The following is a 26,524-nucleotide window of genomic DNA, read 5'->3' on the forward strand; positions in this document are numbered from 1 at the left end:
ATGCGATTTCCTTCAAACCTTCAGAAAAAGGATGTTTCCATGAAGAAGCTGTTCTCGTTGACCGCGGCGGCTGCGATGTCCCTGGGTGCGCTGGCTTCGGCGCAGGCAGCGGATGTCACCTTCGCCGTTGGACAGTCCAGCGAATCCACCATGGTCTACCGTCTGGGCGCTCAGTTCGATTTCGAGCGCAGTTGGTTCCAGAGCGACGTGGGGCGTCTGACCGGCTACTGGGACGCCGCCTATACCTACTGGGATGGCGACGAAGCGTCGAGCAACCACAGCCTGTCCTTCTCGCCGGTATTCGTCTACGAATTCGCCGGTGAAACGGTGAAGCCCTACATCGAAGCCGGTATCGGTGTTGCCGCCTTCGAGAACACGGAGTTCGAGGATCGCGACCTGGGCTCCTCGTTCCAGTTCGAAGACCGTCTCGGCGTGGGCCTGCGCTTCTCCGGCCAGGAGATCGGCCTGCGTGCCATGCACTACTCCAACGCCGGCCTCAAGCAGCCGAACGATGGGGTCGAGGCGTATACCCTGCACTACCGGATATCGTTCTGACGAATTCACTGTCGTGAAAAAAGAAACCGGGCCTTGGCCCGGTTTCTTTTTCAGCCTCGCATTCGGCTGCTGCGGTATTGCTGTCGGTAGAGCCCGGCGAAGCCATGCAGCAGCGGCAGGACCAGCGCCCAAAGCCCGGCGAGGCCGATCATTGTCGGCAACACGCCGTAGGGGAGGCGAACACCGGCCAGTTCGGAGGCGCCAAAGTAGGACAGCGGCCCGGCCACCGCGCCGAGCAGACTGGCACGCCACCAGGGTTTCGCCGTCCAGGCCAGGCTGTGATTCAGAGTGGTACCGAGCAGGGCCCAGAGCAATGCGAGCCATAGCGGGATCAATTGGCGCTCGTCGCCGAAATCGAACACGCCCAACTGCAGAAGAAAACTGTCCAGCGCGCTACCGGCCAGAAAGACGCTGACTACCAGCTTGCCTTCCTCGGCCCAGGAGCTGGTCCAGAACAGATGCACCAGCAGCACCGCCACGGCCACCAGCAGCCAGGGACCGGTGCCGCCCAGGACACAGGCGAACCAGGCAAGCAGAAAAAGGGCGGCATTGATCAGCGGTTTGCGCATCGAATCGTCCGAGTAGTTGAGCGGTGCCGATGGTGCGCTCCAGCAAGCCCCCTCGCAATAGTGCGGATGGAATTCGGTCGGTTCGGTCATCCGGCATGCAGCCCCTCCAGCGCCTTGAAGGTGGCCAGGGCTCGCTCGCGGCTATGGGCCAGGTCGACGATCGGCCGTGGATAGTCAGCCAGGGGGAAAAGCCCGCCGTGGGCCGTCGGGTCGTGGATGTCGCGGTTGCCCAGGCCGGCCAGCTCCGGCAGCCAGTGACGCAGGAAGCGGCCTTCCGGATCGAAATTGCGCGACTGGTTGATCGGATTGAACAGGCGGAAGTAGGGCACGGCGTCGGTGCCGGTGGAGGCGCTCCACTGCCAGCCGCCGTTGTTGGCGGCGAGATCGCCGTCGATCAGGTAACGCATGAACCAGCGCTCGCCTTCGCGCCAGTCGATCAGCAGGTTCTTGGTCAGGAACATGGCGCTGATCATGCGCAGGCGGTTGTGCATCCAGCCGGTGGCGAGCAACTGGCGCATGGCGGCGTCGACGATGGGGAAGCCGGTCTGGCCTTGTTGCCAGGCTTCCAGGTCCGGATCATCGCGACGCCATTGCAGCAATTCGGTGACCGGGCGGAAGGCGCGATGCATGGAGACCCGCGGGAAGCCAACGAGGATGTGCGTGTAGAACTCGCGCCAAAGCAGCTCGTTGATCCAACTGACGACGCCGGGATTGCCGCCATCGAACTCGCCGCGATTGGCCGAGAGGGCGGCGTGCAGGCATTGCCGGGGCGACAGCACGCCGGCGGCCAGATAGGGCGATAGTCGGCTGGTGCCCGGGATCGCGGGCAGGTCGCGGGTGTCGTGGTAATCGATGATGGATTCGTCGACGAAGCGCCGCAGCCGCTCCTGCGCGACATCCTCGCCGGCCGGCCAAAGATCACGAAGGCCCGCCGAGGGTTGGGCGAAGCCGGCGACTTGGGTCGGTATCGCATCGCTCGTCAAGGGCAGAGGGGCCTGCGCAGGGGGCAGCGGGACGCGATCCGGCAGAGAGAGCCGCAAGCGTGCATGGCAGACCTTGCGGAATTGCCCGAACACCTGGAAGTAGCGGCCGGCCTGGGTGAGCACGCTGCCCGGGGCGAAGAGCAACTGGTCCAAGTGGCTGCGAAAGGCGATGCCGCGCGCCTGCAGCGTGGCGGCGACGGCTTCGTCGCGGCGCTGTTCATTGACCCCGTACTCTTCGTTGACCCTGACGCACTCGATGCCCTGTTCGAGACAGAGACGCTCCAGCATCTGTGGCGCCTCGTCCCATCGATCGATCTCGCGCACCAGCAGCGGTACGTTCAGGCGGGCCAGGGAGCGGCTGAGTTCGGACAGGTTGCGTAGCCAGAAATCCACCTTGCAATCGGCGTCGTCGTGCAGGCGCCATTGGCCGGGGCTGAGCAGGAACAGGGCGATGGTCGGCCCCGCCGCCATGGCGGCGGCGAGGGCGGTGTTGTCCCGAGTTCTCAGATCGGTTCGGAACCAGATCAGTTGAGGCATGGCTGGTCAGATCGCGTTGCGCAGGCTGAGGTCTTCCGGGTGTGGCTGCAGGTAGGCCTGGCGGGCCACATAGTCGTCCGGGTGACGGCGGAAGTGATGCTTGAGCAGCGTCAGCGGGACCACCAGGGGCACCACGCCCTTGCGGTACTGCTCGATGAGCTGCTGGATTTCCGCTTTCTCGTCATGGTCGATGCGCTGCCGCAGGTAACCGCTCAGGTGTTGCAGCACGTTGCTGTGGGTGCGGCGGGTGGCGCAGCGTTGCAGCGCCGCCATCAGGTCGCGGAAATAGCGCGGACCGAGTTCCTCCGGGTGGTATTGGCCGATGTCGCCGAGCAGACGGCCGAGCGCCTTGTATTGCAGCGGGTTGTTCGCCATCAGCAGGTACTTGTAGCGGGCGTGGTAGCTGAGGATGGCCTTGCGGGTCAGTCCTTCGGCCCGCAGCCGCTGCCATTCGGCATAGGCGAACACGCGGGTGAGGAAATTCTCGCGCAGGACCGGGTCGTTCAACCGGCCGACCTCCTCCACCGGCAGGTCCGGCCGGGCCGCGCAGAAAGCTTGGGCATAAATGCCTCGTCCACCGCCATCGGCAGGGTGGCCGTTGTCCTGATAGACCTTGACGCGCTCGAGTCCGCAGGAGGGCGACTTCTGCATGAAGATGTAACCGCACAGGTCATCGTGCCCGGCGGCCATGCGAGAGCCGTAGGCGGCAAGCGCCTCGGTAACGTCGCGCTGCCGTTCCACGGTTCCGACCGCTCGTGGCGATGCCGGATCGCCGACCAGGCGTATGGGTTCACGGGGGATGCTCAGACCGATTGCCACTTCCGGGCACAGCGGAACGAAATCGAAGTGCTCGGCAAGTGTTCTGCTGCACAGGCGCGACTCCTTGTGCCCGCCGTTATAGCGCACCTCATCGCCGAGCAGGCAGGCGCTGATGCCGAGTCTGGGTTTCGCGGTGGTGCCGGTCATGGATTCGTCCTCGCTTTCGTTTCCTAATAATTAGACAGTAAATTGTACAAATCAATAGTTATGTATAGGATTTGTCTGGGCGACGAATACGTCCACCGGGCATGTCTGACATGGCCCGTTCGTGTCGGAGGAAGAGGGCGCTACCGTCAGGGCGACGGCAGCGCGGAGGGGGAATTACTGCAGATGCTCGAGCAGGCGGCGGGCGGCCTCGTTACCGCTCAGCCAGGCGCCTTCGACCCGGCCGGAGAGGCACCAGTCGCCACACACGTAGAGCCCCAGGTCGGCATCGGCCAGGGCGCCCCATTGGTGGGCCTCCGCCGGTCGCGCGTAGAGCCAGCGATGGGAGAGGCTGAGCGCAGGCGCGGGGACGGCGCAGCCGATCATCTCGGCGAAGGCGCCGTGCAGGTGTTCGATCACGTTTTCCTTGGCCATGTCCAAGTGCTGCTTGCTCCAGGCGCTGGTGGCATGCAGGACCCAGGTGTCCAACTGGTTGTCGCGTCCCGGCTTGCTGCGGTTGCGGGCCAGCCAGTCGAACGGCCCTTCTTGTACGAAGCAGCCTTCCAACGGGGTGTCCAGTGGCGTCTCGAAGGCCAGGGCGACCGCCCAGGTCGGCTCCATGACCACGCTGGCCGCGGTGCTCGCCAGCTTGGGTGCGGCGGCCAGGAGGGCGCTGGCCTGTGGTGCCGGGGTGGCGACCACGACGTGGCTGAACGGCCCGTGACTCTGGCCCTCGGCGTCCTGCAGGTTCCAATGCTGTTCGCCGCGGAAGACTTCGGTGATGCGGCAGGAGAAGTTGACCGGCAGGGCGCCGAGCATGGCGCGGGCGATGGCGCTCATGCGCGGGGTGCCGACCCAGCGGATCTGCTCGTCCGGCGACGGGCTGAACTGGCCGTCGCTGTAGTTGTACAGGCTCGGCGTCCACTCGGCGACCCAGCCGCGGCTGCGCCATTGCTGGACTACTTCGGCGAAGCGACGGTCGCGGGCGGTGAAGTATTGGGCACCCAGGTCGATGGAGCCGGCGTCGCTGCGCTTGCTGCTCATGCGGCCGCCGCTGCCGCGACTTTTCTCGAACAGCCGGACCTGCTGCCCTGCCGCATGCAGGGTCTGGGCGGCGGAAAGCCCGGCGATGCCGGTGCCGATAATGGCGATGGGTGCGCTCATGGTCTACCTCATACCTATGACTTTAGACTGCGCCTTCGACAAAAACCTATACGCATGGCTGAGCGATGTACAGGTGAGTCTCGGGTCCTATCGCATCCCTTGCTGACAGGTGGCAGACGGGCCGTTGTACAGCACATCGCCACCTGCTGATTTCAGACTAGGGCCAGATCACCGTTTTGCGCTATGGGAGGAAGTGGCCATGCACATATTGCTGACCGGCGGTACGGGTCTGATCGGACGCGGACTCTGTCGTTACTGGATTGGACAGGGGCATCGCCTGGTGGTTTGGAGCCGGACGCCAGAGTCTGTCCCGCGTCGCTGCGGTGAAACGGTGCGGGGAATCGGCACGCTGGAGGAGTACGGGGACGCGCCACTGGACGCGGTGATCAACCTGGCGGGCGCGCCCATCGCCGATCGACCCTGGACCGGCAAGCGCAAGAAGTTGCTCTGGGCGAGTCGGGTGACGCTCACCGAACGCCTGCTGGCCTGGCTGGAAACGCGTGAGCAGAAACCACGCATATTGATATCCGGTTCGGCCGTGGGCTGGTACGGCGATGCGGGCGAGCATCGCCTGACGGAAGCCTCGCCGCCGGTCCAGGAGGATTTCGCCGCCCAGCTCTGCGGTGCCTGGGAAGAGGCTGCGCTGCGTGCCGAGGCGCAAGGCATTCGGGTGGCGCTGGTGCGTACCGGGCTGGTGCTGGCCGCCGACGGCGGTTTTCTCAAGCGCCTGCTGCTGCCATTCCGCCTCGGCCTCGGCGGGCCGATCGGCAACGGCCGGCAATGGATGTCCTGGGTCCATCTGCAGGATCAAATCGCCCTGATCGATTTTCTCTTGCAGCGGGAGGAGGCACGCGGTCCTTATAATGCCTGCGCGCCGCAGCCGGTCAGGAACGCCGAGTTCGCCCGCGCACTCGGCCGCGTATTGCATCGGCTGGCGGTACTGCCGGTTCCGGCGCCGTTGTTGCGAGTGGGGCTGGGGGAACTCTCCGGATTGCTGCTGGGCGGCCAGCACGCCGAACCGGCGCGTTTGCTGGAAGCCGGCTTTTCGTTTCGATTCACCTCTCTGGACGCGGCCCTCGAGGATCTTCTCGGCCGCCACTGATTAGGATTCCGCATGACCGATCACGCGCTGTTACTGGTCAACCTGGGTTCGCCGGCCTCCACCGAGGTGGACGATGTACGCCGTTACCTGGACCAGTTCCTGATGGACCCTTACGTTGTCGATCTGCCTTGGCCGCTGCGTCGGCTGCTGGTATCGCTGATCCTGATCAAGCGTCCCGCTGCTTCGGCCCATGCCTATGCGTCGATCTGGTGGGAGGAAGGCTCGCCGCTGATCGTGCTCAGTCGCCGCCTGCAGGCCACGATGACGCAGCAGTGGCAGTTGGGGCCGGTGGAGTTGGCCATGCGCTACGGCGAGCCGTCCATCGAGAACGTGCTGCTCAAGCTGGCGCGCCAGGGTATCCGGCAGGTGACGTTGGCGCCGCTCTATCCGCAGTTCGCCGACAGCACCACCACCACGGTCATCGAAGAGGCCCGCCGGGTCATCGCGGCGCATCGGCTGGCGTTCGATCTCTCTGTGTTGCAGCCGTTCTACGATCAACCGGAATACCTCGATGCCCTGGTTGCCAGCGCCCAGCCGCACCTGGCCCAGGGGTTCGACCATCTGTTGCTGAGCTTTCATGGACTGCCCGAGCGTCACCTGCACAAGGCCGACCCCAGCGGCCGTCATTGTCTGAAGCAGGCCGACTGCTGCCGCAACGCGCCGGCCGAGGTGCTTGCCACCTGCTACCGCGCCCAATGCCTGCGCACGGCCGAAGGCTTCGCCGCGCGCATGGGGCTGCGGCCGGAACAGTGGTCGGTGTCGTTCCAGTCGCGCCTGGGTCGCGCCAAGTGGATCGAGCCCTATACCGAGGCGCGTCTCGACGAGCTGGCGGCGAAGGGCGTGAAAAAGCTGCTGGTGATGTGCCCGGCCTTCGTCGCCGATTGCATCGAGACGCTGGAAGAGATCGGCCAGCGCGGACGCGAGCAGTTCGTCGCGGCAGGGGGCGAGGACCTGGTGCTGGTGCCGTGCCTGAACGATCACCCGGCCTGGAGCAAGGCCCTGGCGCAGCTCTGCCTGCGGGCCCCGCGCTTGCTGTGACCCGTGAGTCATCAGTGAGGCGGGTGCTTGCGCATTCGCCTCGTTGATAACACGGCTTCTCAGGTATTCACCCCGCCCATCCCGACCTAAGCTGGCCTTTCTTCCCACCCGTCGCGTGCCGCGCTGGCGGCGCCGAGGAGATGCCAGTGCACAACAACAATAATGGCTACCCCTCCAGCGCTCGTGCCTGGATCACCGTCACCATCCTGATGGTGGCTTACGTGCTGTCGTTCATCGATCGGCAGATTCTCAACCTGCTGGTCGCACCCATCCGCCGCGACCTGGTCATCAGCGATACCCAGATGAGCCTGTTGATGGGCCTGTCCTTCGCCCTGTTCTACACCGTCTGCGGCATTCCCCTCGGGCGCCTGGCCGACACGCGCAGCCGGCGCGGTTTGATCGCGTTGGGCGTGCTGTTCTGGAGCGCGGCCACCGCTGCCTGTGGCATGGCCCGGTCCTATGTGCAGTTTCTGTTCTGTCGTATCGGTGTGGGCGTCGGCGAGGCGGCGTTGTCGCCAGCGGCCTATTCGCTGATCGCCGACAGCTTCCCGGCGGAACGCCGCGCCACCGCCATCAGCGTGTATTCCATGGGTGTGTACCTGGGCTCGGGTATCGCCTTCCTGCTGGGCGGGTTGGTGATCCGCTTCGCCTCGGCCCAGGGCGACGTGGTGTTGCCGCTGCTTGGCGAGGTGCGACCGTGGCAACTGATTTTCCTCGTCCTTGGCGCTGCCGGCGTGCTGTTCACCCTGTTGCTGCTGGCGGTGCGGGAGCCGGCCCGACGCGGCGTGGGGGCGGGCGTCGCCGTGCCGCTGGCCGAAGTGGGGCGCTACATCCGCAGTAACCGGCGCACGGTGCTCTGCCATAACCTGGGCTTTGCCGGGCTGTCCTTCGCCGGTTACGGCAGCGCCGCCTGGGTGCCGACCTTCTTCATTCGCACCTACGGCTGGGATGCGGGGCAGGTGGGCATCGTCTACGGCAGCATCGTCGCGGTGTTCGGCTGCCTCGGCATTGTCTTCGGCGGCCGGCTGGCGGACTGGATGGCACGCCACGGCCGGCGCGACGCCAACATGCGCGTCGGGCTCTATGCGGCGGTTGCGGCGCTGCCTTGCGTGCTGTTGTTCCCCTTGATGGACGAAGCCCTCTGGGCGGTACTGCTGATGGCGCCCACGGTGTTCTGCCTGTCGATGCCGTTCGGCGTGGCACCCGCGGCGATCCAGGAAATCATGCCCAACGCGATGCGCGGCCAGGCATCGGCGATCTATCTGTTCGTCATCACCCTGGTCGGTCTCGGCATCGGCCCGACGGCGGTGGCGCTGGTGACCGACTACGTATTCGCCGACGACCACGCCCTGCGTTACTCGCTGCTGATCGTCACCAGCCTGGCGGTGTGCGGATCGATCCTGCTGCTGAGCAAGGGCCTGAAGCCGTACCGCGAGAGCATCGAGCGCCTGCGGCAGTGGAGTGCAGCGCCCAAGGCCGAGGGGCTGCGAGGGGAGAGTCCCGCCTCGGTGTGAGGCGGGAAGGGTCTTCAGGCCTCTTCGCTGAGGGCCTTGCTGCGCCAGCCGGCACCGCCGGGAAGCAGCAGGTTGAGGAGGATGGCGATGACGCCGCAGAGCGAGATGCCCTTGAGGCTGACTTCGCCGGCGCCGATCACCATGCCGCCGATGCCGAACACCAGGGTCACAGCGACGATCACCAAGTTGCGCGCCTCGGAAAGGTCGATCTGGTGGCGGATCAGGGTGTTCAGCCCGACCACCGCGATGGAACCGAACAGCAGGCAGAGGATGCCGCCCATCACCGGTACCGGGATGCTCTGCAGCGCGGCGCCGAACTTGCCGATAAAGGCCAGGACGATGGCAATCGCCGCCGCCCACATCATCACCTTGGGGTTGAAGTTGCGGGTCAGCATCACTGCGCCGGTCACCTCCGAGTAGGTGGTGTTCGGCGGCCCGCCGAACAGGCCGGCGGCGGAGGTGGCCAGGCCGTCGCCGAGCAGGGTGCGGTGCAGGCCGGGCTTTTTCACGTAGTTCTTGCCGGTCACCGTGCCAATGGCCAGCACATCGCCGATGTGCTCGATGGCCGGGGCGATGGCCACCGGCAGCATGAACAGGATGGCGCCCCAATGGAGTTCGGGAGCGACGAAGTTCGGCACCGCCAGCCAGGGGGCGGCATTGACGGCGGCGAAATCCACCACGCCGAGGGCGATGGACAGACCGTAGCCGACCGCGACCCCGGCCAGGATCGGCACCAGGCGGAAGATGCCGCGGCCGAGCACCGCCACCAGCAGGGTGGTGAGCAGCGCCGGCAGGGAAATCATCAGCGCCGTGTCGTACGGCACCAGTTGCGCGCTGGCGTCGCCGGCCTTGCCCATTGCCATGTTGGCGGCGACCGGGGCCAGGCCCAGGCCGATGGACATGATCACCGGGCCGATCACCACCGGCGGCAGCAGGCGGTCGATGAAACCGGTGCCCTTGAGCTTCACCGCCGCGGACAGCAGCATGTAGACGAAGCCGGCGGCGACCAGTCCGCCGAGGGTCGCCGGCAGGCCGAAGTCGGCCTTGGCGGCGAGGATCGGCGCAATGAAGGCGAACGACGAGGCGAGGAACACCGGTACCTGGCCCTTGGTCACCCACTGGAAGATCAGGGTGCCGAGGCCGGCGGTGAACAGCGCGACGTTGGGGTCCATCCCGGTGATCAGCGGCATCAGCACCAGGGCGCCAAAGGCCACGAAAAGCATCTGCGAGCCGGCCAGGGCCTGGCGCCAGACGGGTTCATGCATGGGGTCCCGCATGGATCAGTTGTCCTTCTGCTTGGTGCCGAAAATCTTGTCGCCGGCATCGCCAAGGCCGGGAATGATGTAGCCGTGCTCGTTCAACCGCTGGTCGATGGAGGCGGTGTATATCTGCACGTCGGGGTGGGCGTCGTTGACCGTCTTGATGCCTTCCGGCGCCGCCACCAGGACCAGGGCGCGGATTTCCTTGCAGCCGGCCTTCTTCAGCATGTCGATGGTGGCGACCATGGAGCCGCCGGTGGCGAGCATCGGGTCGACGATCATGGCCAGGCGTTGGTCGATCTCCGGCACCAGCTTTTCCAGGTAGCTCTGCGCTTCGAGGGTTTCCTCGTTGCGCGCCAGGCCGACCACGCTGACCTTGGCGCTGGGGATCAGGCTGAGCACGCCGTCGAGCATGCCGATGCCGGCGCGCAGGATCGGCACCACGGTGATCTTCTTGCCGGCGATCTTTTCCACCGTCACGTTGCCGCACCAGCCGGCGATCTCGTAGCTCTCCAGGGGCAGGTCCTGGGTCGCCTCGTAGGTGAGCAGGGCGCCCACTTCCTGGGCCAGCTCGCGGAAATTCTTGGTGCTGATGTCGGCCCGGCGCATCAGGCCGAGCTTGTGGCGGATCAGGGGGTGGCGGATCTCACGGATGGGCATGCGAAGGGTCTCCGGCGACGGCAAGGTGGGAGGGCTGGACGAGTGCGGGCCCGGGCGTGGCACCAGGTCCGTTCGAATAGGCGAATAATGGCAGGTCCGGGGTCCGGATGGAAAACCCGGAAGAGGGGAACATGCGACATGACGCCGCAAACGCAACGGATTTCGCCGCCATCGCCACCCACTCCGGCTATCCTTGAACCCGTTCCACAAGCACTACGGGGCCTGAACGATCGGTCAGAAAAAGAACGCGGCGGGCCCCGCGCGGCGGATGCCGTATCGCTTGTCCGACGGGGCTTGCCCCACGGGCAGCGGATGAGTACCGTTGCGCCTTTTTATTCAGCCAACCCAGGGGAAACGCCATGTCCGCCGATCTCGCGCATATCCGCCAAGTGATGGCGGAAGCCGATTGCCTGTACACCGAAGCCGAAGTGGAGGTCGCCATCTCGCGTATCGCCGAATCGATCAACGGCGAACTGGCCGAGCGCAATCCGGTGGTGTTCTGCGTCATGAACGGCGGTCTGATTTTCGCCGGCAAGCTGCTGCCGAAACTGAACTTCCCGCTCGAGCTGTCCTACCTGCACGCGACTCGCTACCGCAACGAAACCAGCGGCGGCGAGCTGTTCTGGAAGGCCAAGCCGGAAATCTCCTTCATCGACCGCGACGTGCTGATCATCGACGACATTCTCGACGAAGGGCACACCCTGGCCGCGATCATCGATTTCTGCCGCCACGCCGGTGCCGCCCATGTGCACACCGCCGTGCTGATCGACAAGACCCACGACCGCAAGGCCCGCCCGGATCTCAAGGCCAACTACGTCGGCCTGCCGTGCATCGACCGTTACATCTTCGGCTACGGCATGGACTACAAGGGCTACTGGCGCAATGCGGCCGGTATTTATGCGGTGAAGGGGTTGTAAGAACGCCCCGTGCAGGCCGGGCCTGCACGGGTCGTCAGACTCAGGACGCCTCGGCCATCGCCGGGGCGTTTTCATTTTCCAGCCAGCGCAGCGCCTTTTCCCGCGCCTGCGGCAGGTCGCGCACATAGGCCAACTGATGGTCGGCCTGGTGTACTCCGGCGCGTCGCAGTTTCAGCCGCACCCGTGGCGTGGTGCCGACCAGCACCAGGGCGATGCCCTGCCGGCGGTAGTCGCGCAGCACGTTGTCCAGTGCTGCCAGGGCGGTCATGTCGAGCATGGGCACTGCACTTATGTCGACGATCACCACTTTTACGCCAGCGCTGAATCGGCGCAGCACACTGAGGGCCTTTTCCGCCGCGCCGAAGAACAGCGGCCCGCGGATCGCATAGACCAGCACGTGGTCCGGCAGGTCGGCCAGCGCCTGGTGGAAATGGCGCGGCAGCGGTGCGGTGTCGGTGAGGTCGCTCATCCGCTTGATGAACAGGCCCGCCGCCAGCAGCAGACCGACGCCCACCGCCAGCACCATGTCGAACAGCACCGTCAGGATCAGGCAGGTCAGCAGTACCAGTACGTCGCTGCGCGGCGCGATGCGTAGCGTATGGACCACATGCTTGGCCTCGCTCATGTTCCAGGCCACCAGCAGCAACAGGGCGGCCAGCGCGGCCATCGGCAGGTAGCTGAACAGTGGCGCGAGCAGCAGCATGGCCAGCAGCACCACGCCGGCATGGACGATCGCCGCCAGCGGCGAATGCGCTCCGGCGCGCACGTTGGCGGCGCTGCGGGCGATGGCGGCGGTGGCGGTGATGCCGCCGAAGAATGGCGCCACCAGGTTGCCGAGGCCTTGGCCGAGCAGCTCGGCATTCGGGTCGTGCTTGCTGCCGGTCATGCCGTCGGTGACCACCGCGCAGAGCAGCGATTCGATGGCGCCGAGCATGGCGATGGCGAAGGCTGGTGCGAGCAACTGGCGGATCAGTTCGAAGGACAGTTGCAGCGGCGCGCCGTCCGGGCCGGGCAGGCTCCAGGGCAGGGCGAGGCTGGGCAGGAATGGCGGAATGCCCGGATGGGCCACACCGTCCAACTCGTAACTGAAGCGTTCGCCCAGGGTCGCCACCGGCAGGCCGAGGTATTCCAGTGCGAGGCCGAGCAGCGCGCCCACTGCCAGGGCGATCAGGTGTCCGGGAATCTTCGGCACCCAGCGCGGCCAGAGGATCAGAACGGCCAGGCAGGCCGCCCCCACCAGCGCATCGCCGAGCTGCGCGCCGGGCAGCGCGCGGCCAATGGCGCCGACCTGTTCGAGATAGTGCTGCGGATGGCCGGCCAGGGTCAGGCCGAGCAGGTCCTTGACCTGCAGGGTGGCGATGACGATACCGATGCCGGCGGTGAAGCCGAGTGTCACCGGGTAGGGCACGAACTCGATCAGGCGCCCGGCGCGCCCCAGGCCGAGGGCGATCAGGATCAGGCCGGCCAGCAGGGTGCACAGCAGCAATCCGCCGATTCCGTACTGCTGGGTGATTGGCAGCAGGATGACAACGAAGGCGGCGGTGGGGCCGGAAATATTGAAGCGCGAGCCGCCGGTCAGGGCGATCAGCGGGGCGGCGATCAGCACGGTATAGAGGCCGTGTTGCGGCGCCACGCCGACGGCGATCGCCAGGGCCATGGCCAGGGGAATCGCGATGATGCCGACGGTCAGGCCGGCGGCTAGGTCTCCACGCAGATGCTTGAAGGTGTAACCGCCGCGCAGGACTTGGCGCCAGGCGGCGAACAGCGGAGGAATGGATAGCGACATGATGGCTCCCGGTGACTGCTCGGCGAGTATAAGCCCTCGCATCACGTGGGGATATTGATCCACAGGGCCTTTCCCTATGCACGGCAGTTCCCGTATGTGCGTTGAGCGCTTGGGATGGCGGCGTTACACTGCCGGCCCGTTCAAGAGTGGCCCTGAACCGTTGGAGAGAGCGATGCGCAAAGACAAGAAGCAGGTGATCGGCGAGGAAATCAGCGACGACCAGGTGAAGCTGTTCCTGGCGGTGGAGCCGGCCGACGATACGCCACCTTCCCTGCATAAGCTGATCAAGGCCTATCGCGGCCTGCGTATCGATGACTTCGAGCGGTTCGTCGGCTTCTTCGTCGAGGCGGGATACGACCTTGGGGCAAAGAACGCCAAGGGTGAAGACTTCGTCGCCCTGGTCCGCGACCAGCGCAATGCCGAGCCTTATATCGAAGTGGTTCGAGCGGCGACCCGATGAGTCGCAAAGCATCGAAGAGCCCGCCTTGCGCGGGCTCATTCTTTTCTAGACTGTCTCCGGTGATTTCATTGCCAGGAGACGAGCATGCAAGTCGAACCCTATCTGGTTTTCAACGGACGCTGCGAGGAGGCCCTGCAGTTCTACTGCCAGGCGCTCGGTGCGCGGATCGAATTTCTCATGCGCTTCAAGGAGGCGCCTTCCCAGGAAGGCTGCGAGGGCGTCAACCCGGAAGGGGTCATGCATTCTAACCTGCGGATCGGCGACAGCCAGATCATGGCCTCGGACGGAATGAGCACGGACAAGGCCACGTTCCAGGGCATCAGCCTGACGCTCGCGGTGGAGAGCCCGGAGCAGGCCGAGCGGTTCTTCGGCGCCCTGGCCGAGGGCGGGCAGGTCAGCATGCCGTTGCAGAAGACCTTCTGGGCCAAGTCCTTCGGCATGCTGGTCGATCGCTTCGGGGTGTCCTGGATGATCAACTGCCCCGAGTGAGAGCGCATGAAAGAAAGAACCGCCCCATGGGGCGGTTTTTTCGTGGGGCCGATCAGCCTCGGGAGACTTCCGGCGACCGTACCACGCTCTGCTCCTCGGTCAGTTGCAGGCGCTCGTCCGACTGGGACTGGACCTTGCGGTACAGGTCGGCGTCGGTGGTCAGCTGCTTGAGGCGGGCCGGGAAGATTTCCTTCAGCTTGTTGCTCCAGTTGGCCGTGCCGATCTTGTCGCGGAAGCAGCGCTCGAGCAGGTCGAGCATGATCGAGACGGTCACCGACGCACCCGGCGAAGCGCCGAGCAGGGCGGCGATGGAGCCGTCCTCGGCCGCCACCAGCTCGGTGCCGAACTGCAGGATGCCGCCACGCTTCGGATCTTTCTTGATGATCTGCACGCGCTGGCCGGCCACTTCCAGGCGCCAGTCCTCGGCCTTGGCTTCCGGGTAGAAGTTGCGCAGGGTCTGCAGGCGCTTCTCGTCGGACTGCAGCACCTCGCCGATCAGGTAGCGGGTCAGGTCCATGTTGTCGCGGGCGACCGCCAGCATCGGGCCGATGTTGCTCGGGCGGATCGACAGCGGCAGGTCGAGGAACGAGCCGTGGCGCAGGAACTTGGTGGAGAAGCCGGCGTAAGGCCCGAACAGCAAGGACTTCTTGCCGTCCACCACGCGGGTGTCCAGGTGCGGGACGGACATCGGCGGGGAGCCGACCTCGGCCTGGCTGTAGACCTTGGCCTGGTGCTGCTTGACCACGTCCGGGTTGTCGCAGCGCAGCCACTGGCCGCTGACCGGGAAGCCGCCGAAGCCCTTGCCTTCCGGAATGCCGGACATCTGCAGCAGCGGCAGCGCGCCGCCGCCGGCGCCGAGGAAGACGAACTTGGCGGTGACTTCGCGCTGACCGCCGGTCTTCAGGTTCTTGATGGTGACGTGCCAGCCGTCGGCGGCGCGCTTGAGGCCGGTCACCTTCTGGTTGCACTTGACCTGGGTGTCGGCCTGGCCTTGCAGGTAGGTCAGCAACTGGTTGGTCAGGGCGCCGAAGTTGACGTCGGTCCCGCCCATCACGCGGGTAGCGGCGACCGGTTCGTCGGCCGGACGGCCCGGCATCATCAGCGGCATCCACTCGGCCAGGGTCGCGCGGTCTTCCGAGTATTCCATCTCGGCGAACGCGTGATGCTGGCTGAGGGCCGCGAAACGCTTCTTCAGATAGGCGATGCCGTCATGGCCGCGCACGAAGCTCAGGTGCGGAATCGGATTGATGAAGGTTCTCGGCGAACCGAAGGTGCCCTTGTTGACCAGGTAGGCCCAGAACTGCTTGGACTCCTCGAACTGGGCATTGATGGTGATCGCCTTCTTGACGTCGATCGAGCCGTCCGCGGCCTCCGGCGTATAGTTCAGCTCGCAGAGACCGGCATGGCCGGTACCGGCGTTGTTCCAGGGATTGGAACTCTCGACGGCACCGGATTCCATCAATTCAACGACTTCCAGCTTGATGCCTGGCTCGAGCTCCTTGAGAAGCACTGCCAGTGTCGCGCTCATGATGCCGGCACCTACCAGCAACACATCCACTGCTTCGTAATCGTCTTGCGCCATTGCTCGCCACACTCTTTTGAAGTTGTGAAAAACCGTCATTTCACGCTCTTTTGGAGACGCGAACCTCGAAAAAGGTCGTCTGACACGCGCGCGCCGCTCCACCAGCGTGGGCGACACGCTGCATCCGTGCAAAGTGTTCTGCGCTACGGGGCGGAAACAGGCGGCTGGCCGGGTGGCAGCACGATGGGGCGACTCTCTGGGGCGTTGCGAAAATGGCCGGTCAGATTGTCCGGCGGCGCTGCGAGGCCCGATCAGGAGGCGTCCTTATAATCGGGGGGCGATTATAACGATGAATTTCAGAAAATGATCTCCCGGCGTGACTTTTCTTCGCCAGTCGGTCAGGCCGGCAACGGCTGGCGTCGCGTCGGCTGGGAAGAGACCTGGGAGATGCGGGCTTCGGCGGGCAGCGGGCGCTGCAGCCAGGCGAGACGGCATTCGCTGACCTCCACCCAGCCCGCGCCTTGCGGAGCCACGCGCGACTCGTGGAAGCCGCGGCAGAGGCCGTTGGCGTCGAGCAGGGCGAAGCAGCGGCGTTTGCCGCGCGGGGTGAACAGTGACCAGAGCCATAGCATGGGCGAATCTCCTGGGGACCGGGGCAGTGTCGCCGCCGTGCGTGACAGGGGCATGACAGGAACCGCCCGGCACGCCGCCCAGTCAAAGGAGAAGCCAGCGCGGAGCGCTGTTAGCGCAGAGCGGCCGTCGCTATACTGCCGGCCATTCGTCCGAAAACTGGAGATTTGAGCATGCTGCATCGTCTGTTGCTCGGCCTGATCGCCGCTGCCAGCCTGGCCCTCGTCGGTTGTGCCCACAGCCCGCAACAACTCAACCCGCAACCGAAACTCACGTCCGCATTGACGCCGGTCGGCCAGGGCCAGCCGGTGGTGGTGCGGGTGGTGGACGGTCGCCCATCGCCGACTCTCGGCACCCGCGGCGGCCTGTATCCGGAAACCAGCGTCATCAACGTGCCCGCGCAGAACATCCTGCCCCAGTTGCAGGCCCAGGCCGAGGCGGCCGTCCGTCTGCTCGGCTTCACGCCGTCGCCGAACGCCTACAACGCGCCGCAACTGACCGTGACCCTGGCCGAGTTGAAGTACCAGTCGCCGAAAGAAGGCTTGTACGTCACCGAGGCGAAGATCGGCGCCACCTTCCGTGCCGATGTGCAGAACAGCACCCGTCGTTACAGCGGCCGTTACGGCGCCTCCCTGGACCAGCGCTTCGGCATGGCGCCGAACCAGGAGACCAACACTAAGCTGGTCAGCGATGTGCTCAGCGATGCGCTGACCCGTCTGTTCAAGGACCCGACCATCGGCCAGATCCTGGCGCAGTAACCGCCCGGAAATGGAAAAGCCCGGCAATGCCGGGCTTTTTTCTGCGCGTCATCCTTGCGCGTCGTTAGGCCGCTTCGGCGTAAAGCTCCGGCAGGCTGAAGCCGGTGTGCTGGTCGATGTCCGGCAGGTCGTAATGCTCATGACCGCCGAGTGCGCAATAGACCAGCCAATGATGGTCATGCACGTTGAAAGACAGGCCGTCGATCAGCTCTTCCACTTCATCCAGTGAGTCGATCAGGTAATCGCGGTCGAGGGGTTGTGCGTGCAACATGACGGTTCCTCCGTGGACAGTGTGAATACGCTCCCCGCAAGCCAGAAGCGGCGGTTGGCGTACGGGGGAGGATTCAAACCTTAGGCCAGGGATATGACGATTGTCAGACAGTTTCGAGATAGACGGCTGCGTTCGTCGGAAACGAAACGTATAAGGCCCCGGTTTCAGTACACTTCGCCGCTGTATTTCGGGCTGTCCGGGCTCTTTCCGATGGCATGAAAGGCGACGGACGGCCTTTTTCGAGGCGAAAAACCGCAGGGCTGGCCGGCCAATCCGGCGGCCGCGCCGCGATGAGCGGCCGATTTTCCGCAGCGCACGCCTGAGAGGACCGGATTTTTCCTCTTAATGGTGCGCAGGCCGGGCGCCTGCGCCAATCCGATGCGGAGCTTACCGATGTCGTTGCAGGCGTTGTGGTCGCTGGTCGTCGCCTATCCCCAACAATCGATCAATACCCTGGCATTGCTGTTCGGCCTGGCCGGCGGCTGGCTGCTGATCGCTACCCGGCTGCGCGAGCAGCGCGCAATGGCGCGGCTGGTGGCTGAAAGCGAACTGGAAACGGTGGAGGGGGACGCACCAGCGATGGATGAGCCGACCCGCCGGCTCAACCAGTTCTTCAATCGTTTCGGCTATGCCTGCCTGTCGCTGGCGTTGGCCGTGTCCTGGTTCAGCACCCGCGTCTGAACCAGGCGAGGCCGCTGCTCAGAGCGGCAGACCGGCCTTGACCCGATACTGATTGCGCACCGGATTGGCGTACTGCAGCACCAGATAGGGTTGCTGCACGCCGGGGCAGGCGGCGAGACGTTTTTCCCACTCGGCGCGGGCACGCTCCAGTTCGGCGGTGGGGAACAGCTCCGCGGCGGCCGGGACGTTCAGTGCCGGGTCGCGCTCGCTCCACATTTCATATGCCAGGTAGTGCACCGGGAACAGTCGGTACGAGCCGAGGATTTGCCGGTCCATCTCCGCCGCCAACAGCTTGGCGTCCTCGAAGCCGCCGCTCACCGGAGCGCCGAAGGCGACGTGGACGCGTCCCTTGTAGCCGGTGATGCCCAGGGCGATGCTGGCGTCGTCCTCGCCCGGTGCCTTCTCGTAGCGGCCGGTGGTGGCGCGGATGTACAGCTCGCGGGCCTTGGCCTGGTCGCAGGGGTCGTATTCGTAGCTGATCGAGACCGGTGTCAGCTTCAGCTCGCCGATGACCTGCCCGAAGGGCTCGTCCTTGCGGCTCATGTGGAACATCTTGAGGATTGCCGAATCGGTGCGGTCGTCCCCGTCCTTGGCGCGGCCTTCGGCCTGGGCGATCCAGATCGACTGGCCATCCACCCGGATCGAGTGATTGATGTAGGCGGAGAGCAACTGGTAGGCCGCGAGCTTCTCCCGTCGTCCGCTCAGCGAGCGGTGCACGATGAAGCTCTTGTTCAGGCGCATCAGGTCGCTGACGAAGGGGCGCTGCAGCAGGTTGTCGCCGATGGCGATGCGCGGGGTCGGCAGGCCGGCGTGGTAGACGGCGTAGTTGACGAAGGCCGGGTCCATCACGATGTCGCGGTGGTTGGCGAGGAACAGGTAGGCGTTGCCGGGCTGGAGCTGGTCGAGGCCGGAATAGGTGACTCCGTCGGTGGCGCGCTCGATGGTGCGGTCGACGTAGGGTTCGATCTTGTCCTGCAGGGCGCTGACCGAGTCGATGCCGGCGAACTCCTGGCGCAGCCGATGGGCTATAAGAGGTTTGAGGGCCCAGCCGAACGCACCGGCCATGCGCGGAAAGCGGAAGCGCATGAGTACGTCGAGAAAAGTCTTGTCGGCGAACAGGCGCGTCAGAACGGCGGGCACTTCGGCGTCGGCGTAGGGTCGGATGGCTTCGAATTCGCCCATCATGCTCTCTTGTTGTTGGAACGGCTGCGGAAGGTTAGCAGGTCGTTGAAAAACGTTGGCGAGGCAGCTGAGACAAGGCAAAAATGGCCGAAAAAGCGCAGTTTACATACGGTAAATGAGCATTTTGAGGCCGTTTTTAACGCAGTATCAGCAACGCAGGTAGTTTTTCAACGGCTTGCCAGGGGCGGAGGCCCACACATAGACCGGCAATTATACCTACAAGTCACATGGAGACCGCGATGCTGGAAACCCAGCAGTACCAGTGCCCTTATTGCGGAGAGCTGGCCGAGGTCGTGCTCGATCTGTCCGGTGGCGACCAGACGTATATCGAGGATTGCCCGGTCTGCTGCCGGCCCATCCTGTTCGACCTGCGCAGCGACGGCGTGGACTGGAGCCTGGACGTGCGGCGGGAGGACGACTGATGCAGCGCATCTACGAGCCGGCGGACCTGCTGGAAGCCGAATTGCTGCAAGGCATGCTCGCCAGCGAGGGCATCGAGGCGCACCTGGCGGGCCGCCACCTGCTCGGTGCGGTGGGCGAACTGCCGGTCAGCGGCCTGTTCGGGCTGCTGGTGGAAGACTCCGACGCCGAGCGCGCGCGCCAACTCATCGCCGCGTACAATGCGGCCCTGCCGTTGCCCGGCGAGGAGCCGGAGCACGTTCCGGGCGTGCTGCTCTGCTGAGAGCACCGCGTTGCGCTGCCTGCCTCAATCCCTTCGCGAGTCCGAATCCCATGTGTGGTCGTTATGCCCTGTTTCGCTGGTCGCCATCGTTGGCGGCGTTGCCCGGTTTCCCGTCGGATCAGCAGCCGCACTGGAATCTGGCACCGGGCGCCCAGGTGCTGATGCTGCGCGAGGTGGAGGGCGAGCGGCAGGCGGCCCTGGCGCGCTGGGGGCTGACGCCGGCCTGGTTGACCGACCTGTCGCGCACCCCGGCGCAGGCGCGGGCGGAGACCCTGGCCGACCAGCCGATGTTTCGCGAGCCGTTCCGTCAACGGCGCTGCCTGCTGCCGGCCAACGGTTTCTACGAATGGCGCGGTAGTGTCCGCAAGCGCCCGTACTGGTTGACGGGGGATGCATCGGTCCTGCATTTCGCCGCGATCTGGGAAATCTATCCGGTGGGGGGGCACAACTACCTGAGCGTCGCCCTGGTGACCCAGGCGGCGGCCAACCAGCGGCGCCCGTTGATCCTCGACGAGCAGGCGCAGCAGGACTGGCTGGCGGCAGACACGCCGCTGCCGCGTGCCTTGGAGCTGTTGGCTTCTCCCCAGCCGACTCTGCGTGAGCGGGTGCTGGCCAATCTGGTCAACGACCCGAAGCTCGATGCGCCGGAGTGCCTGACGCCGGCGTGAGGCGGGGTGGACGTTGGGCGCCCCTGCAAAGCCAGCCGATCCCTTGTAGGAGCGAGCTCTGCTCGCGAAATGCAGCCACGCCAAAAGCTTCGCCAGCAGAGCCGGCTCCTACGAAAAGCGGGTAGTACGCGGCCTTTCTGCGGGAGCTGAGGTTCGGAGCGAGTGCTCCTCACGAATCGCCCCTCACTCCTCACGCTTTCCCCTCACACCTTGAACTGATTGATCAACCGGCGCTGCTGCTCGGCCAGTTTGGTCAGTTCGGCGCTGGCCTGGCTGGATTCGTCGGCGCCGCCGGCGACTTCCTGGGCCACCTGGCCGATGGTGGTGACGTTGCGATTGATGTCCTCGGCGACCGCGCTTTGCTCTTCGGCGGCGCTGGCGATCTGGGTGTTCATGTCGTTGATCACCGAAACCGCCTCGGTGATCGATGCCAGTGCCTGCGCTGCCTCGGCGGCCTGTTGCACGCTGTCGTCGGTGCGCGCCTGGCTGTTCTCCATCACGCTGACCACGTCGCGGGTGCCGTTCTGCAACTGCTGGATCATGGTCTGGATTTCTTCGGTGGCCTGTTGGGTCTTCTGCGCCAGGTTGCGCACCTCGTCGGCGACCACGGCGAAGCCGCGTCCCTGTTCGCCGGCCCGCGCCGCCTCGATGGCGGCGTTGAGGGCGAGCAGGTTGGTCTGCTCGGCGATGCTGCGGATGGTCACCAGGATGGCGTTGATATTCTCGCTGTCCTTGGCCAGGCTCTGCACCACGCCGACGGCGCGGCCAATCTCGTTGGCCAGGGCGGTGATCGCCTCGGAGGTGCTCTGCACGATGCGCTTGCCCTCGTTGGCCGCCTGGTCGGCATGGTTGGCCGCTTCCGCCGCGTGAGTGGCGTTGCGCGCCACATCCTGGGCGGTGGCGGTCATTTCGTGCACGGCGGTGGCGACCAGTTCTATCTCGGCCAGTTGCTTCTGCACACCCTGGTTGGTGCGGATGGCGATGTCGGCGGTGTACTCCGAGGAGTCGCTGACTTTCTGCACCGAGGTGACGACCTGGCCGATCATCGTCTGCAGCTTGGCGAGGAAGGTATTGAAGCCTTTGGCGATCTGCCCGAGTTCGTCGGCGCGATCGACCTCCAGGCGACGGGTCAGGTCGCCTTCGCCCTGGGCGATGTCGTCCAGCATGACCACCATCTGCCGCAGTGGCCGGGCGATCCCGTAGCCGACGAACCAGATCGCCAGGAGGCCGATCACGGCGATCAGCAGGCCTACCAGGGCCATGCCCAGAACATTGGCGTCGTGCTGGGCGCTCAGCTCGCCCTGCAACTGGTTCAGCTCGCTCATCACCGCTTCCAGCGGCAGTTGCAGCATGAGGGTCCAGCGGGCGCCGGTGTCGGCGATCTCGAAGGGCAGGAACAGCTCGATGTGGCCGTGATCCTCGTCGATATCGTAGAGCGGCTGACCGGGGCTCAGGTGCTTCAGGTTGCCCAGTTCGTTGGCGTCGAGCACCTTGGAGACCGGTTCGCCGAGCAATTTGGTGTCGCGGGTGTAGGCGACCAGGCGGTCGTTGGACGCGATCAGCGCCATCTCGCCCGCTCCGTCATAGAGCTGGCGATCCGCCTGGTTGAGCAGGTCCTGGATGAAGTCGAGGGCGAGATCGGCACCGGCGATGCCGCGGAATTCGCCATCGACCAGGATCGGTGTGGTGAAGGAGGCCAGCATGACCATCTTGCCGCCAACCTCGTAGGGAGCCGGGTCGATCACGCAGGACTTCTTGCGCTCTTTCGGACACAGGTAGTACTCGCCTTCGCGCACGCCGGTGGGCAGCAGGGTCTGGCTTTCCATGTAGCCGATGGCATCCACCCCCAGGCTGCCGTCGGCGTTGCGGAACCACCAGGGCAGGAAACGGCCGCTGCCGTCGTAGCCGTTTTCCTTGACTCCCGCATGACTGGCGTCGTCGTTGTCGAAGGCATTGGGCTCCCAGCCAATGTAGCTGCCGAGCAGTTTGGGATTGCCCGCGGTGGTCTCCCTGACCAGGTTGGACAGCTCTTCCCGGCTCATGCTCAGCAGTGGGTTGCCGGTGGCGTCGCGCTTGCCGAGCATGGCATTGACCCGCGCCAGCCCGGCGGTGACCAGCAGCGGCATTTCCAGCTCGCGCTGGATCTGGCTGGCCTGTGCCTGGGTCAGGGTGACCAGTCGCTCGTTGATCAATTTCTCCAGCAGGCTGCGGGTCCGCTCTTCCACCAGCACCTGGGTCCGCGCCCCAGAGAGCAGCGAATACAGCACCAGCGCCGCCACGACAGCGAGGACGCTGACACCAGCCAGCGCCGCGATGGAAAACTGGATCGACTTGAATTTCATGGAAGCTCCAGGCAAAGAGGTCGCCCATCCTTGGGTATCGGCGGGTTATGGGGAAAACTTAGAACCGTTTCACATTTGCTGCCCGGGACGGACTGTCGCCTTTGCCTCTTCCACGATGGAAAAGCGCAACGGGAAGAGGGCGACGCTTGTCTCAATAACGCGGTCGGCCCGGTATTCCACAAGGCGCGTTGTTGCCCGCCGACAGGGCTCGGCCTAGCATACGGGCCTCATTTGATGGAGAACCGAAATGGCCAATTTGTTTCGTATCGCCGGCCTGACGACGGCCTTGCTGCTGGCAGGATGCCAAGCCGTGAACACCACCAGCGGCACCGCGGTAGGTGTCGAACGCAAGCAATACATGTTCAGCATGCTGTCGACCCAAGAGGTCAACCAGATGTACGCCCAGTCCTATCAGCAGACGCTGAGCGAAGCGTCGAGTAAGGGCGTACTGGACCAGAGCAGCGCCAATGCGAAGCGCCTGAACGGCATCGCCCAGCGGCTGATCGCCAAGGCGCCGCTGTTCCGCCCGGATGCCGCGCAGTGGCAGTGGCAAGTCGCGCTGATCAAGAGCCCCGAGCTGAACGCCAGTTGCGGCCCCGGCGGCAAGATCATCTTCTACAGCGGCCTGATCGAGAAACTGCAGCTGACCGACGACGAGATCGCTGCGGTCATGGGCCACGAGATCGCCCACGCCCTGCGCGAGCACAGCCGTGAAGCGATGTCCAAGGCCTACGGCATCGAGATGGCCAAGCAGGGCGCTGGTGCGCTGCTCGGCCTCGGCCAGGACAGCCTGGCGCTGGCCGACACCGTGGTGCAATACAGCCTGACCCTGCCGAACAGCCGCGGCAACGAGAACGAGGCGGACCTGATCGGCCTCGAGCTGGCCGCCCGCGCCGGCTACAACCCGAATGCCGCGATCAGCCTCTGGCAGAAGATGGCCAAGGCCAGCAACGGCGCGCCGCCGGAGTTCATGAGCACCCACCCGTCGTCCAGTTCGCGGATCGCCTCCCTGCAGGCGGCGATTCCCAAGGTGATGCCGCTCTACGAGCAGGCCAAGGGACGCTGATCGTGTGACGCCCGGTGTGCCGCTGTGGAATGGACAGCGGCACGCCAGGCTGCTTGACTGCCCCGTCGAACCCTCGACGCGGCCTTTTCATCTGGCGCAAGGAGCTCCTGTGAAAATCGCCGTTATCGGAGCCACCGGCCTGCTCGGCCACCATGTGTCGCGCGCGGTGCGCGATGCCGGCCACGAGCTGGTGGTGGTGCATCGTTCCGCCTCGCGCATCGAGCGCCTCGAATACCTCGAGCCGGAATGCCGGTCCGCCGAACTGCTCGATCACCCGGCCCTGAGCCGGGCCCTGGAAGGGCTCGACGGGGCGATCTTCTGTGCCGGCCAGTACCCGCGCCGGCCGCGTCGCTGGCAGGAGGAGGTGGCCAGCGCGCTCGACCAGACCAACCATTTCTACGCCGCCTGCCTCAGTGCGCAGGTGCCGCGCATTCTCTACGTCGGCGCCTCCATAGCCTTGCCGCGTCATCCCGAAGGACTACCCGGACATGAGGGGCTGTTCTACGAAGGCATGCCGCGCTGGCGCAACCCTTACCTGCTGTGCAAGTGGGCGCTCGACGAGCAGGCCCGTGAGCAGGCGCGCAACGGACTGCCGGTGGTGATCGGCATTCCCGGCATGACCCTCGGTGAGTTCGATATCGGCCCGAGTACCGGGCGCCTCATCACCGCCATCGGCGACGGCACCATGCGCTACTACGTACCGGGCCGGCGCAACCTGATCGATGCCGCCGATGCCGGTCGCGGCCTGCTGCTGGCGCTGGAAAAGGGACGGGTCGGCGAGCGCTACCTGCTCACGGGGCAAAACATCGAGGTGGGTGAGTTGACCGCGCGGATCGCGGCGAAGCTGGGCGTGCCGGCGCCGCAACCGATGCCCCTGGCCTTGGCCAAGGGCATCGCCGCGCTGGGGCGGCTGCGCTACCGGCTGACCGGGCGCGAGCCGCAGTTGAACGACACCACCATCGCGGTCATGGCCGGCGGGCAGTTTCTCGACGGCAGCAAGGCCCGCGAGGAGCTTGGTTTCGAAGCACGCATCCCGCTCGATGTGACCCTCGACCGGGCGATTGGTTGGTTTCGCGAGAACGGCTACCTCTGAGTCTTTTAGGGCAGGGCGATCTCGGCGAACCGCCTGTTCTCCAGGCCAAGCTGCGAGCGGAAGCTTTCCATGTCGAACATGGTGCAGATTTCCTGGATTTCGTTGGCCGGGGTCAGCGTCCAGAACGCCATGGCGGAAATGCTCAGCACCTTGTCGCTCGGCGGGTAGCCCAGGGCGGGCTTCTCGATGGTGCCGATCAGGGTGCTCCAGGTGACCACCTTGTAGCCCTCGGCGATGCATTCCTCGACCACGACTTCCAGGTCCGGCATGGCGCTGCGGATGTCCTGGATCATCTTCGCGTAGTCATTGCTGCCCAGTGGGTTGCCGATGAAGGCGCTCTTGTAGAGGAAGTCCTTGCTGTGCAACTGCTCGGCCAGGGCCAGGCGGCCCTTGTTCCAGGACAGATCGATATGGTGAAGGACGAGCTTCTTCCTGTCTTCCAGTGACATCGCCTACTACTCCTTTCTGGCGCGCAAAGTGCGCAACGTCTTGCGCACTTTAGCAGCCGGCCGGGGAGCGGCATTGGCCGAAATGCCAGTATGTCTGTCAGAGCTATTACGATCTCGCAAGCTAGAGCCATGCAAGGCCTCGGCGGCCCCACGAAAACAGGTCGGGCCGCGTAGGCGAGGAAGCGGCTGGGGTCGCATTCGACTTTACGAGCTGAGCAGTCCGACCGGGCTGGCGATCCAGCCTACGCGGCCCGACCTGCGCGGCCCGACCTACGCGGCCCGACCTGTTTTCAACGCAGCAGGGCCGACGCGTAGCAGATCGTAGACAGGCTCTCAGATCAGCCCGCCCAGCGAAAGCGCCTGATAGCCCGCATAGAGGGCCAGGGCGGCGAAGGCAGCGGCGGCCAGGCGACGGATCAGTGTCAGCGGCAGGCGCTCGGCGGCGAAGTTGCCGGCCAGCACCACCGGCACGTTGGCGATCAGCATGCCCAGCGTGGTGCCGAGGACCACCAGGATGAAATGCGGGTATTGGGCGGCCAGCATCACCGTGGCGACCTGGGTCTTGTCACCCATCTCGGCAAGGAAAAAGGCGATCAGGGTGGTGAGGAAGGGGCCGTAGCGTTTCAGGCTGGAGTCCTCGTCGTCGTCCAGCTTGTCCGGGATCAGCGTCCAGATCGCCACCGCGGCGAAGCAGCCGGCGAGAATCGCGCTGAGTACGGCGGCGGAGAAGAAGCTCGCGACCCAGGCGCCCACCGCGCCGGCGGCGAAATGATTGGCCAGGGTAGCGGCGACGATCCCCCAGATGATGGGCCAGGGACGGCGGAAACGCGCGGCGAGCAGGAGAGCGAGCAGTTGCGTCTTGTCGCCGATTTCGGCCAGGGCAACGATCAAGGTGGGGACGAACAGGGATTCCATCAGGCTTCCTAAGGGGCGGGTCGACTTTTCTCTATGACACGTACTACCTGCCCGCCCCGGGTCAGGTGAACGTGTCATAGGTCTTGTCAAACCGCCGGCCCGACTGCGCGGACCTTGGGTCGCAGCCGCCATGGTCTGTGGACCAAGTATGTTGACGGCTGCCGGGCGGGCGCATTCACGGTCGATGCGCCCGCGGGAGACTACTCCCCTAGGACGGGGCGCATTGTGCCGAAGCGCTGCCCGCCGGGCAAGCCGAAAATCGTCCGGAT

At 65.3% G+C, this 26,524-nt stretch carries 28 protein-coding genes, 1 pseudogene and 1 riboswitch; of the genes and pseudogenes, 14 read left to right on the forward strand and 15 right to left on the reverse strand.

What is annotated here, in order from left to right; genetic code table 11:
- Positions 1–39: 39 nt before the first annotated feature.
- The gene (locus tag PIN01S_RS09745; protein WP_084335456.1) at positions 40–555 is read left to right on the forward strand and encodes an acyloxyacyl hydrolase; all 516 of its coding nucleotides are present in this window, start codon (positions 40–42) and stop codon (positions 553–555) included.
- Between the two features lie 50 nt (positions 556–605).
- Here PIN01S_RS09745 and PIN01S_RS09750 read toward each other — a convergent pair whose 3' ends face one another.
- From PIN01S_RS09750 to PIN01S_RS09765, 4 genes are all read right to left on the reverse strand, one after another.
- Complete coding sequence (locus tag PIN01S_RS09750) at positions 606–1,124, reverse strand: DUF2878 domain-containing protein (RefSeq protein WP_084335557.1); 519 nt, start codon at positions 1,122–1,124, stop codon at positions 606–608.
- 86 nt (positions 1,125–1,210) lie between these two features.
- Positions 1,211–2,644 (reverse strand): deoxyribodipyrimidine photo-lyase, encoded by a 1,434-nt coding sequence (phrB, locus tag PIN01S_RS09755; protein ID WP_084335457.1) that lies wholly within the window; start codon positions 2,642–2,644, stop codon positions 1,211–1,213.
- A gap of 6 nt (positions 2,645–2,650) precedes the next feature.
- Positions 2,651–3,610: a YbgA family protein gene (locus tag PIN01S_RS09760; protein ID WP_084335458.1), complete on the reverse strand. Its 960-nt coding sequence runs from the start codon at positions 3,608–3,610 to the stop codon at positions 2,651–2,653.
- Between the two features lie 174 nt (positions 3,611–3,784).
- Positions 3,785–4,771 (reverse strand): NAD(P)/FAD-dependent oxidoreductase, encoded by a 987-nt coding sequence (locus PIN01S_RS09765; protein WP_084335459.1) that lies wholly within the window; start codon positions 4,769–4,771, stop codon positions 3,785–3,787.
- 199 nt (positions 4,772–4,970) lie between these two features.
- Between PIN01S_RS09765 and PIN01S_RS09770 the strand changes: the two genes are divergently transcribed.
- The 3 genes from PIN01S_RS09770 to PIN01S_RS09780 all read left to right on the forward strand — a co-directional run bounded on the left by PIN01S_RS09770 (position 4,971) and on the right by PIN01S_RS09780 (position 8,425).
- Positions 4,971–5,873, forward strand: a complete 903-nt coding sequence (locus tag PIN01S_RS09770) for a TIGR01777 family oxidoreductase (protein ID WP_084335460.1) — start codon at positions 4,971–4,973, stop codon at positions 5,871–5,873.
- Positions 5,874–5,885: 12 nt separating this feature from the next.
- Positions 5,886–6,911 carry a ferrochelatase gene (gene hemH, locus PIN01S_RS09775; protein WP_084335461.1) on the forward strand — a complete coding sequence of 342 codons (1,026 nt, stop codon included), beginning with the start codon at positions 5,886–5,888 and terminating at the stop codon, positions 6,909–6,911.
- A 146-nt stretch (positions 6,912–7,057) separates the two neighbouring features.
- Positions 7,058–8,425, forward strand: coding sequence for a spinster family MFS transporter (locus PIN01S_RS09780; protein ID WP_084335462.1), 1,368 nt, complete (start codon positions 7,058–7,060; stop codon positions 8,423–8,425).
- A gap of 14 nt (positions 8,426–8,439) precedes the next feature.
- Here PIN01S_RS09780 and PIN01S_RS09785 read toward each other — a convergent pair whose 3' ends face one another.
- Together PIN01S_RS09785 and upp are read right to left on the reverse strand one after the other, a co-directional pair.
- Positions 8,440–9,702: a uracil-xanthine permease family protein gene (locus PIN01S_RS09785; protein ID WP_084335463.1), complete on the reverse strand. Its 1,263-nt coding sequence runs from the start codon at positions 9,700–9,702 to the stop codon at positions 8,440–8,442.
- Between the two features lie 3 nt (positions 9,703–9,705).
- The gene (gene upp / locus PIN01S_RS09790) at positions 9,706–10,344 is read right to left on the reverse strand and encodes a uracil phosphoribosyltransferase (RefSeq protein WP_084335464.1); all 639 of its coding nucleotides are present in this window, start codon (positions 10,342–10,344) and stop codon (positions 9,706–9,708) included.
- 359 nt (positions 10,345–10,703) lie between these two features.
- Here upp and PIN01S_RS09795 point away from each other — a divergent pair, with 359 nt between their 5' ends.
- Positions 10,704–11,261: a hypoxanthine-guanine phosphoribosyltransferase gene (locus PIN01S_RS09795; protein WP_084335465.1), complete on the forward strand. Its 558-nt coding sequence runs from the start codon at positions 10,704–10,706 to the stop codon at positions 11,259–11,261.
- Positions 11,262–11,301: 40 nt separating this feature from the next.
- Here the strand turns inward: PIN01S_RS09795 and dauA are convergent, their stop codons facing one another.
- Entirely contained in the window at positions 11,302–13,047 is a 1,746-nt protein-coding gene (gene dauA, locus PIN01S_RS09800; protein WP_084335466.1) for a C4-dicarboxylic acid transporter DauA, read from the reverse strand.
- Between the two features lie 172 nt (positions 13,048–13,219).
- Here dauA and PIN01S_RS09805 point away from each other — a divergent pair, with 172 nt between their 5' ends.
- Both PIN01S_RS09805 and PIN01S_RS09810 read left to right on the forward strand, forming a co-directional pair.
- Positions 13,220–13,507, forward strand: coding sequence for a PA4642 family protein (locus tag PIN01S_RS09805; protein WP_084335467.1), 288 nt, complete (start codon positions 13,220–13,222; stop codon positions 13,505–13,507).
- 84 nt (positions 13,508–13,591) lie between these two features.
- Positions 13,592–13,996: a VOC family protein gene (locus PIN01S_RS09810; protein ID WP_084335468.1), complete on the forward strand. Its 405-nt coding sequence runs from the start codon at positions 13,592–13,594 to the stop codon at positions 13,994–13,996.
- A 52-nt stretch (positions 13,997–14,048) separates the two neighbouring features.
- On the opposite strand, the gene mqo is transcribed toward PIN01S_RS09810, so the two are convergent.
- Together mqo and PIN01S_RS09820 are read right to left on the reverse strand one after the other, a co-directional pair.
- Positions 14,049–15,578 (reverse strand): malate dehydrogenase (quinone), encoded by a 1,530-nt coding sequence (mqo, locus tag PIN01S_RS09815; protein WP_084335469.1) that lies wholly within the window; start codon positions 15,576–15,578, stop codon positions 14,049–14,051.
- A gap of 338 nt (positions 15,579–15,916) precedes the next feature.
- Positions 15,917–16,150, reverse strand: a complete 234-nt coding sequence (locus tag PIN01S_RS09820; protein WP_084335470.1) for a hypothetical protein — start codon at positions 16,148–16,150, stop codon at positions 15,917–15,919.
- 171 nt (positions 16,151–16,321) lie between these two features.
- On the opposite strand from PIN01S_RS09820, the gene PIN01S_RS09825 reads away from it, so the two are divergent.
- A complete protein-coding gene (locus PIN01S_RS09825) occupies positions 16,322–16,906 on the forward strand; it encodes a YajG family lipoprotein (protein ID WP_084335471.1) in 585 nt (194 codons plus the stop codon).
- 64 nt (positions 16,907–16,970) lie between these two features.
- Here PIN01S_RS09825 and PIN01S_RS09830 read toward each other — a convergent pair whose 3' ends face one another.
- Positions 16,971–17,177 carry a hypothetical protein gene (locus tag PIN01S_RS09830; RefSeq protein ID WP_084335472.1) on the reverse strand — a complete coding sequence of 69 codons (207 nt, stop codon included), beginning with the start codon at positions 17,175–17,177 and terminating at the stop codon, positions 16,971–16,973.
- 393 nt (positions 17,178–17,570) lie between these two features.
- Between PIN01S_RS09830 and PIN01S_RS09835 the strand changes: the two genes are divergently transcribed.
- Positions 17,571–17,858, forward strand: coding sequence for a hypothetical protein (locus PIN01S_RS09835; RefSeq protein ID WP_084335473.1), 288 nt, complete (start codon positions 17,571–17,573; stop codon positions 17,856–17,858).
- Between the two features lie 18 nt (positions 17,859–17,876).
- Here the strand turns inward: PIN01S_RS09835 and PIN01S_RS09840 are convergent, their stop codons facing one another.
- Positions 17,877–19,043, reverse strand: coding sequence for a 1-acyl-sn-glycerol-3-phosphate acyltransferase (locus PIN01S_RS09840; RefSeq protein WP_169715813.1), 1,167 nt, complete (start codon positions 19,041–19,043; stop codon positions 17,877–17,879).
- A gap of 236 nt (positions 19,044–19,279) precedes the next feature.
- Between PIN01S_RS09840 and PIN01S_RS09845 the strand changes: the two genes are divergently transcribed.
- From PIN01S_RS09845 to PIN01S_RS09855, 3 genes are read left to right on the forward strand one after another with little or no spacing between them, the layout of a single operon-like run.
- On the forward strand, positions 19,280–19,462 hold the full coding sequence (locus PIN01S_RS09845) for a CPXCG motif-containing cysteine-rich protein (RefSeq protein WP_084335475.1): 183 nt from the start codon (positions 19,280–19,282) through the stop codon (positions 19,460–19,462).
- Positions 19,462–19,722, forward strand: a complete 261-nt coding sequence (locus tag PIN01S_RS09850) for a putative signal transducing protein (protein ID WP_084335476.1) — start codon at positions 19,462–19,464, stop codon at positions 19,720–19,722. The genes PIN01S_RS09845 and PIN01S_RS09850 overlap by 1 nt, the downstream gene beginning before the upstream one ends.
- A 50-nt stretch (positions 19,723–19,772) precedes the next feature.
- Positions 19,773–20,390, forward strand: coding sequence for an SOS response-associated peptidase (locus tag PIN01S_RS09855; protein ID WP_084335477.1), 618 nt, complete (start codon positions 19,773–19,775; stop codon positions 20,388–20,390).
- A gap of 203 nt (positions 20,391–20,593) precedes the next feature.
- Here PIN01S_RS09855 and PIN01S_RS27575 read toward each other — a convergent pair whose 3' ends face one another.
- Both PIN01S_RS27575 and PIN01S_RS27580 read right to left on the reverse strand, forming a co-directional pair.
- Positions 20,594–21,436: a methyl-accepting chemotaxis protein gene (locus PIN01S_RS27575; RefSeq protein WP_425287679.1), complete on the reverse strand. Its 843-nt coding sequence runs from the start codon at positions 21,434–21,436 to the stop codon at positions 20,594–20,596.
- Between the two features lie 15 nt (positions 21,437–21,451).
- A pseudogene (locus PIN01S_RS27580) lies at positions 21,452–22,732 on the reverse strand (methyl-accepting chemotaxis protein); the annotation flags it as partial.
- 247 nt (positions 22,733–22,979) lie between these two features.
- Here PIN01S_RS27580 and PIN01S_RS09865 point away from each other — a divergent pair.
- Positions 22,980–23,798, forward strand: coding sequence for a M48 family metallopeptidase (locus PIN01S_RS09865; RefSeq protein ID WP_084335479.1), 819 nt, complete (start codon positions 22,980–22,982; stop codon positions 23,796–23,798).
- Between the two features lie 109 nt (positions 23,799–23,907).
- Positions 23,908–24,891 (forward strand): NAD-dependent epimerase/dehydratase family protein, encoded by a 984-nt coding sequence (locus PIN01S_RS09870; protein WP_084335480.1) that lies wholly within the window; start codon positions 23,908–23,910, stop codon positions 24,889–24,891.
- Between the two features lie 5 nt (positions 24,892–24,896).
- Here PIN01S_RS09870 and PIN01S_RS09875 read toward each other — a convergent pair whose 3' ends face one another.
- Positions 24,897–25,340 (reverse strand): ketosteroid isomerase-related protein, encoded by a 444-nt coding sequence (locus PIN01S_RS09875; protein WP_084335481.1) that lies wholly within the window; start codon positions 25,338–25,340, stop codon positions 24,897–24,899.
- A 333-nt stretch (positions 25,341–25,673) separates the two neighbouring features.
- On the reverse strand, positions 25,674–26,255 hold the full coding sequence (locus tag PIN01S_RS09880; RefSeq protein WP_169715814.1) for a TMEM165/GDT1 family protein: 582 nt from the start codon (positions 26,253–26,255) through the stop codon (positions 25,674–25,676).
- A 76-nt stretch (positions 26,256–26,331) separates the two neighbouring features.
- Positions 26,332–26,476, reverse strand: a riboswitch (yybP-ykoY riboswitch).
- Between the last annotated feature and the right edge of the window lie 48 nt (positions 26,477–26,524).

It is taken from the genome of Pseudomonas indica NBRC 103045 (genome assembly GCF_002091635.1).
Classification (GTDB): Bacteria; Pseudomonadota; Gammaproteobacteria; order Pseudomonadales; family Pseudomonadaceae; genus Pseudomonas_M; species Pseudomonas_M indica.

What these genes read in the sequence shown, in the direction of transcription:
- PIN01S_RS09745 (WP_084335456.1), top strand. Translation starts at nt 40, where the DNA reads ATGAAGAAGCTGTTCTCGTTGACCGCGGCGGCTGCGATGTCCCTGGGT.
- PIN01S_RS09750 (WP_084335557.1), bottom strand. Translation starts at nt 1,124, where the DNA reads ATGCGCAAACCGCTGATCAATGCCGCCCTTTTTCTGCTTGCCTGGTTC.
- phrB (WP_084335457.1), bottom strand. Translation starts at nt 2,644, where the DNA reads ATGCCTCAACTGATCTGGTTCCGAACCGATCTGAGAACTCGGGACAAC.
- PIN01S_RS09760 (WP_084335458.1), bottom strand. Translation starts at nt 3,610, where the DNA reads ATGACCGGCACCACCGCGAAACCCAGACTCGGCATCAGCGCCTGCCTG.
- PIN01S_RS09765 (WP_084335459.1), bottom strand. Translation starts at nt 4,771, where the DNA reads ATGAGCGCACCCATCGCCATTATCGGCACCGGCATCGCCGGGCTTTCC.
- PIN01S_RS09770 (WP_084335460.1), top strand. Translation starts at nt 4,971, where the DNA reads ATGCACATATTGCTGACCGGCGGTACGGGTCTGATCGGACGCGGACTC.
- hemH (WP_084335461.1), top strand. Translation starts at nt 5,886, where the DNA reads ATGACCGATCACGCGCTGTTACTGGTCAACCTGGGTTCGCCGGCCTCC.
- PIN01S_RS09785 (WP_084335463.1), bottom strand. Translation starts at nt 9,702, where the DNA reads ATGCGGGACCCCATGCATGAACCCGTCTGGCGCCAGGCCCTGGCCGGC.
- upp (WP_084335464.1), bottom strand. Translation starts at nt 10,344, where the DNA reads ATGCCCATCCGTGAGATCCGCCACCCCCTGATCCGCCACAAGCTCGGC.
- PIN01S_RS09795 (WP_084335465.1), top strand. Translation starts at nt 10,704, where the DNA reads ATGTCCGCCGATCTCGCGCATATCCGCCAAGTGATGGCGGAAGCCGAT.
- dauA (WP_084335466.1), bottom strand. Translation starts at nt 13,047, where the DNA reads ATGTCGCTATCCATTCCTCCGCTGTTCGCCGCCTGGCGCCAAGTCCTG.
- PIN01S_RS09805 (WP_084335467.1), top strand. Translation starts at nt 13,220, where the DNA reads ATGCGCAAAGACAAGAAGCAGGTGATCGGCGAGGAAATCAGCGACGAC.
- PIN01S_RS09810 (WP_084335468.1), top strand. Translation starts at nt 13,592, where the DNA reads ATGCAAGTCGAACCCTATCTGGTTTTCAACGGACGCTGCGAGGAGGCC.
- mqo (WP_084335469.1), bottom strand. Translation starts at nt 15,578, where the DNA reads ATGGCGCAAGACGATTACGAAGCAGTGGATGTGTTGCTGGTAGGTGCC.
- PIN01S_RS09820 (WP_084335470.1), bottom strand. Translation starts at nt 16,150, where the DNA reads ATGCTATGGCTCTGGTCACTGTTCACCCCGCGCGGCAAACGCCGCTGC.
- PIN01S_RS09825 (WP_084335471.1), top strand. Translation starts at nt 16,322, where the DNA reads ATGCTGCATCGTCTGTTGCTCGGCCTGATCGCCGCTGCCAGCCTGGCC.
- PIN01S_RS09830 (WP_084335472.1), bottom strand. Translation starts at nt 17,177, where the DNA reads ATGTTGCACGCACAACCCCTCGACCGCGATTACCTGATCGACTCACTG.
- PIN01S_RS09835 (WP_084335473.1), top strand. Translation starts at nt 17,571, where the DNA reads ATGTCGTTGCAGGCGTTGTGGTCGCTGGTCGTCGCCTATCCCCAACAA.
- PIN01S_RS09840 (WP_169715813.1), bottom strand. Translation starts at nt 19,043, where the DNA reads ATGATGGGCGAATTCGAAGCCATCCGACCCTACGCCGACGCCGAAGTG.
- PIN01S_RS09845 (WP_084335475.1), top strand. Translation starts at nt 19,280, where the DNA reads ATGCTGGAAACCCAGCAGTACCAGTGCCCTTATTGCGGAGAGCTGGCC.
- PIN01S_RS09850 (WP_084335476.1), top strand. Translation starts at nt 19,462, where the DNA reads ATGCAGCGCATCTACGAGCCGGCGGACCTGCTGGAAGCCGAATTGCTG.
- PIN01S_RS09855 (WP_084335477.1), top strand. Translation starts at nt 19,773, where the DNA reads ATGTGTGGTCGTTATGCCCTGTTTCGCTGGTCGCCATCGTTGGCGGCG.
- PIN01S_RS27575 (WP_425287679.1), bottom strand. Translation starts at nt 21,436, where the DNA reads ATGATCGGCCAGGTCGTCACCTCGGTGCAGAAAGTCAGCGACTCCTCG.
- PIN01S_RS09865 (WP_084335479.1), top strand. Translation starts at nt 22,980, where the DNA reads ATGGCCAATTTGTTTCGTATCGCCGGCCTGACGACGGCCTTGCTGCTG.
- PIN01S_RS09875 (WP_084335481.1), bottom strand. Translation starts at nt 25,340, where the DNA reads ATGTCACTGGAAGACAGGAAGAAGCTCGTCCTTCACCATATCGATCTG.
- PIN01S_RS09880 (WP_169715814.1), bottom strand. Translation starts at nt 26,255, where the DNA reads ATGGAATCCCTGTTCGTCCCCACCTTGATCGTTGCCCTGGCCGAAATC.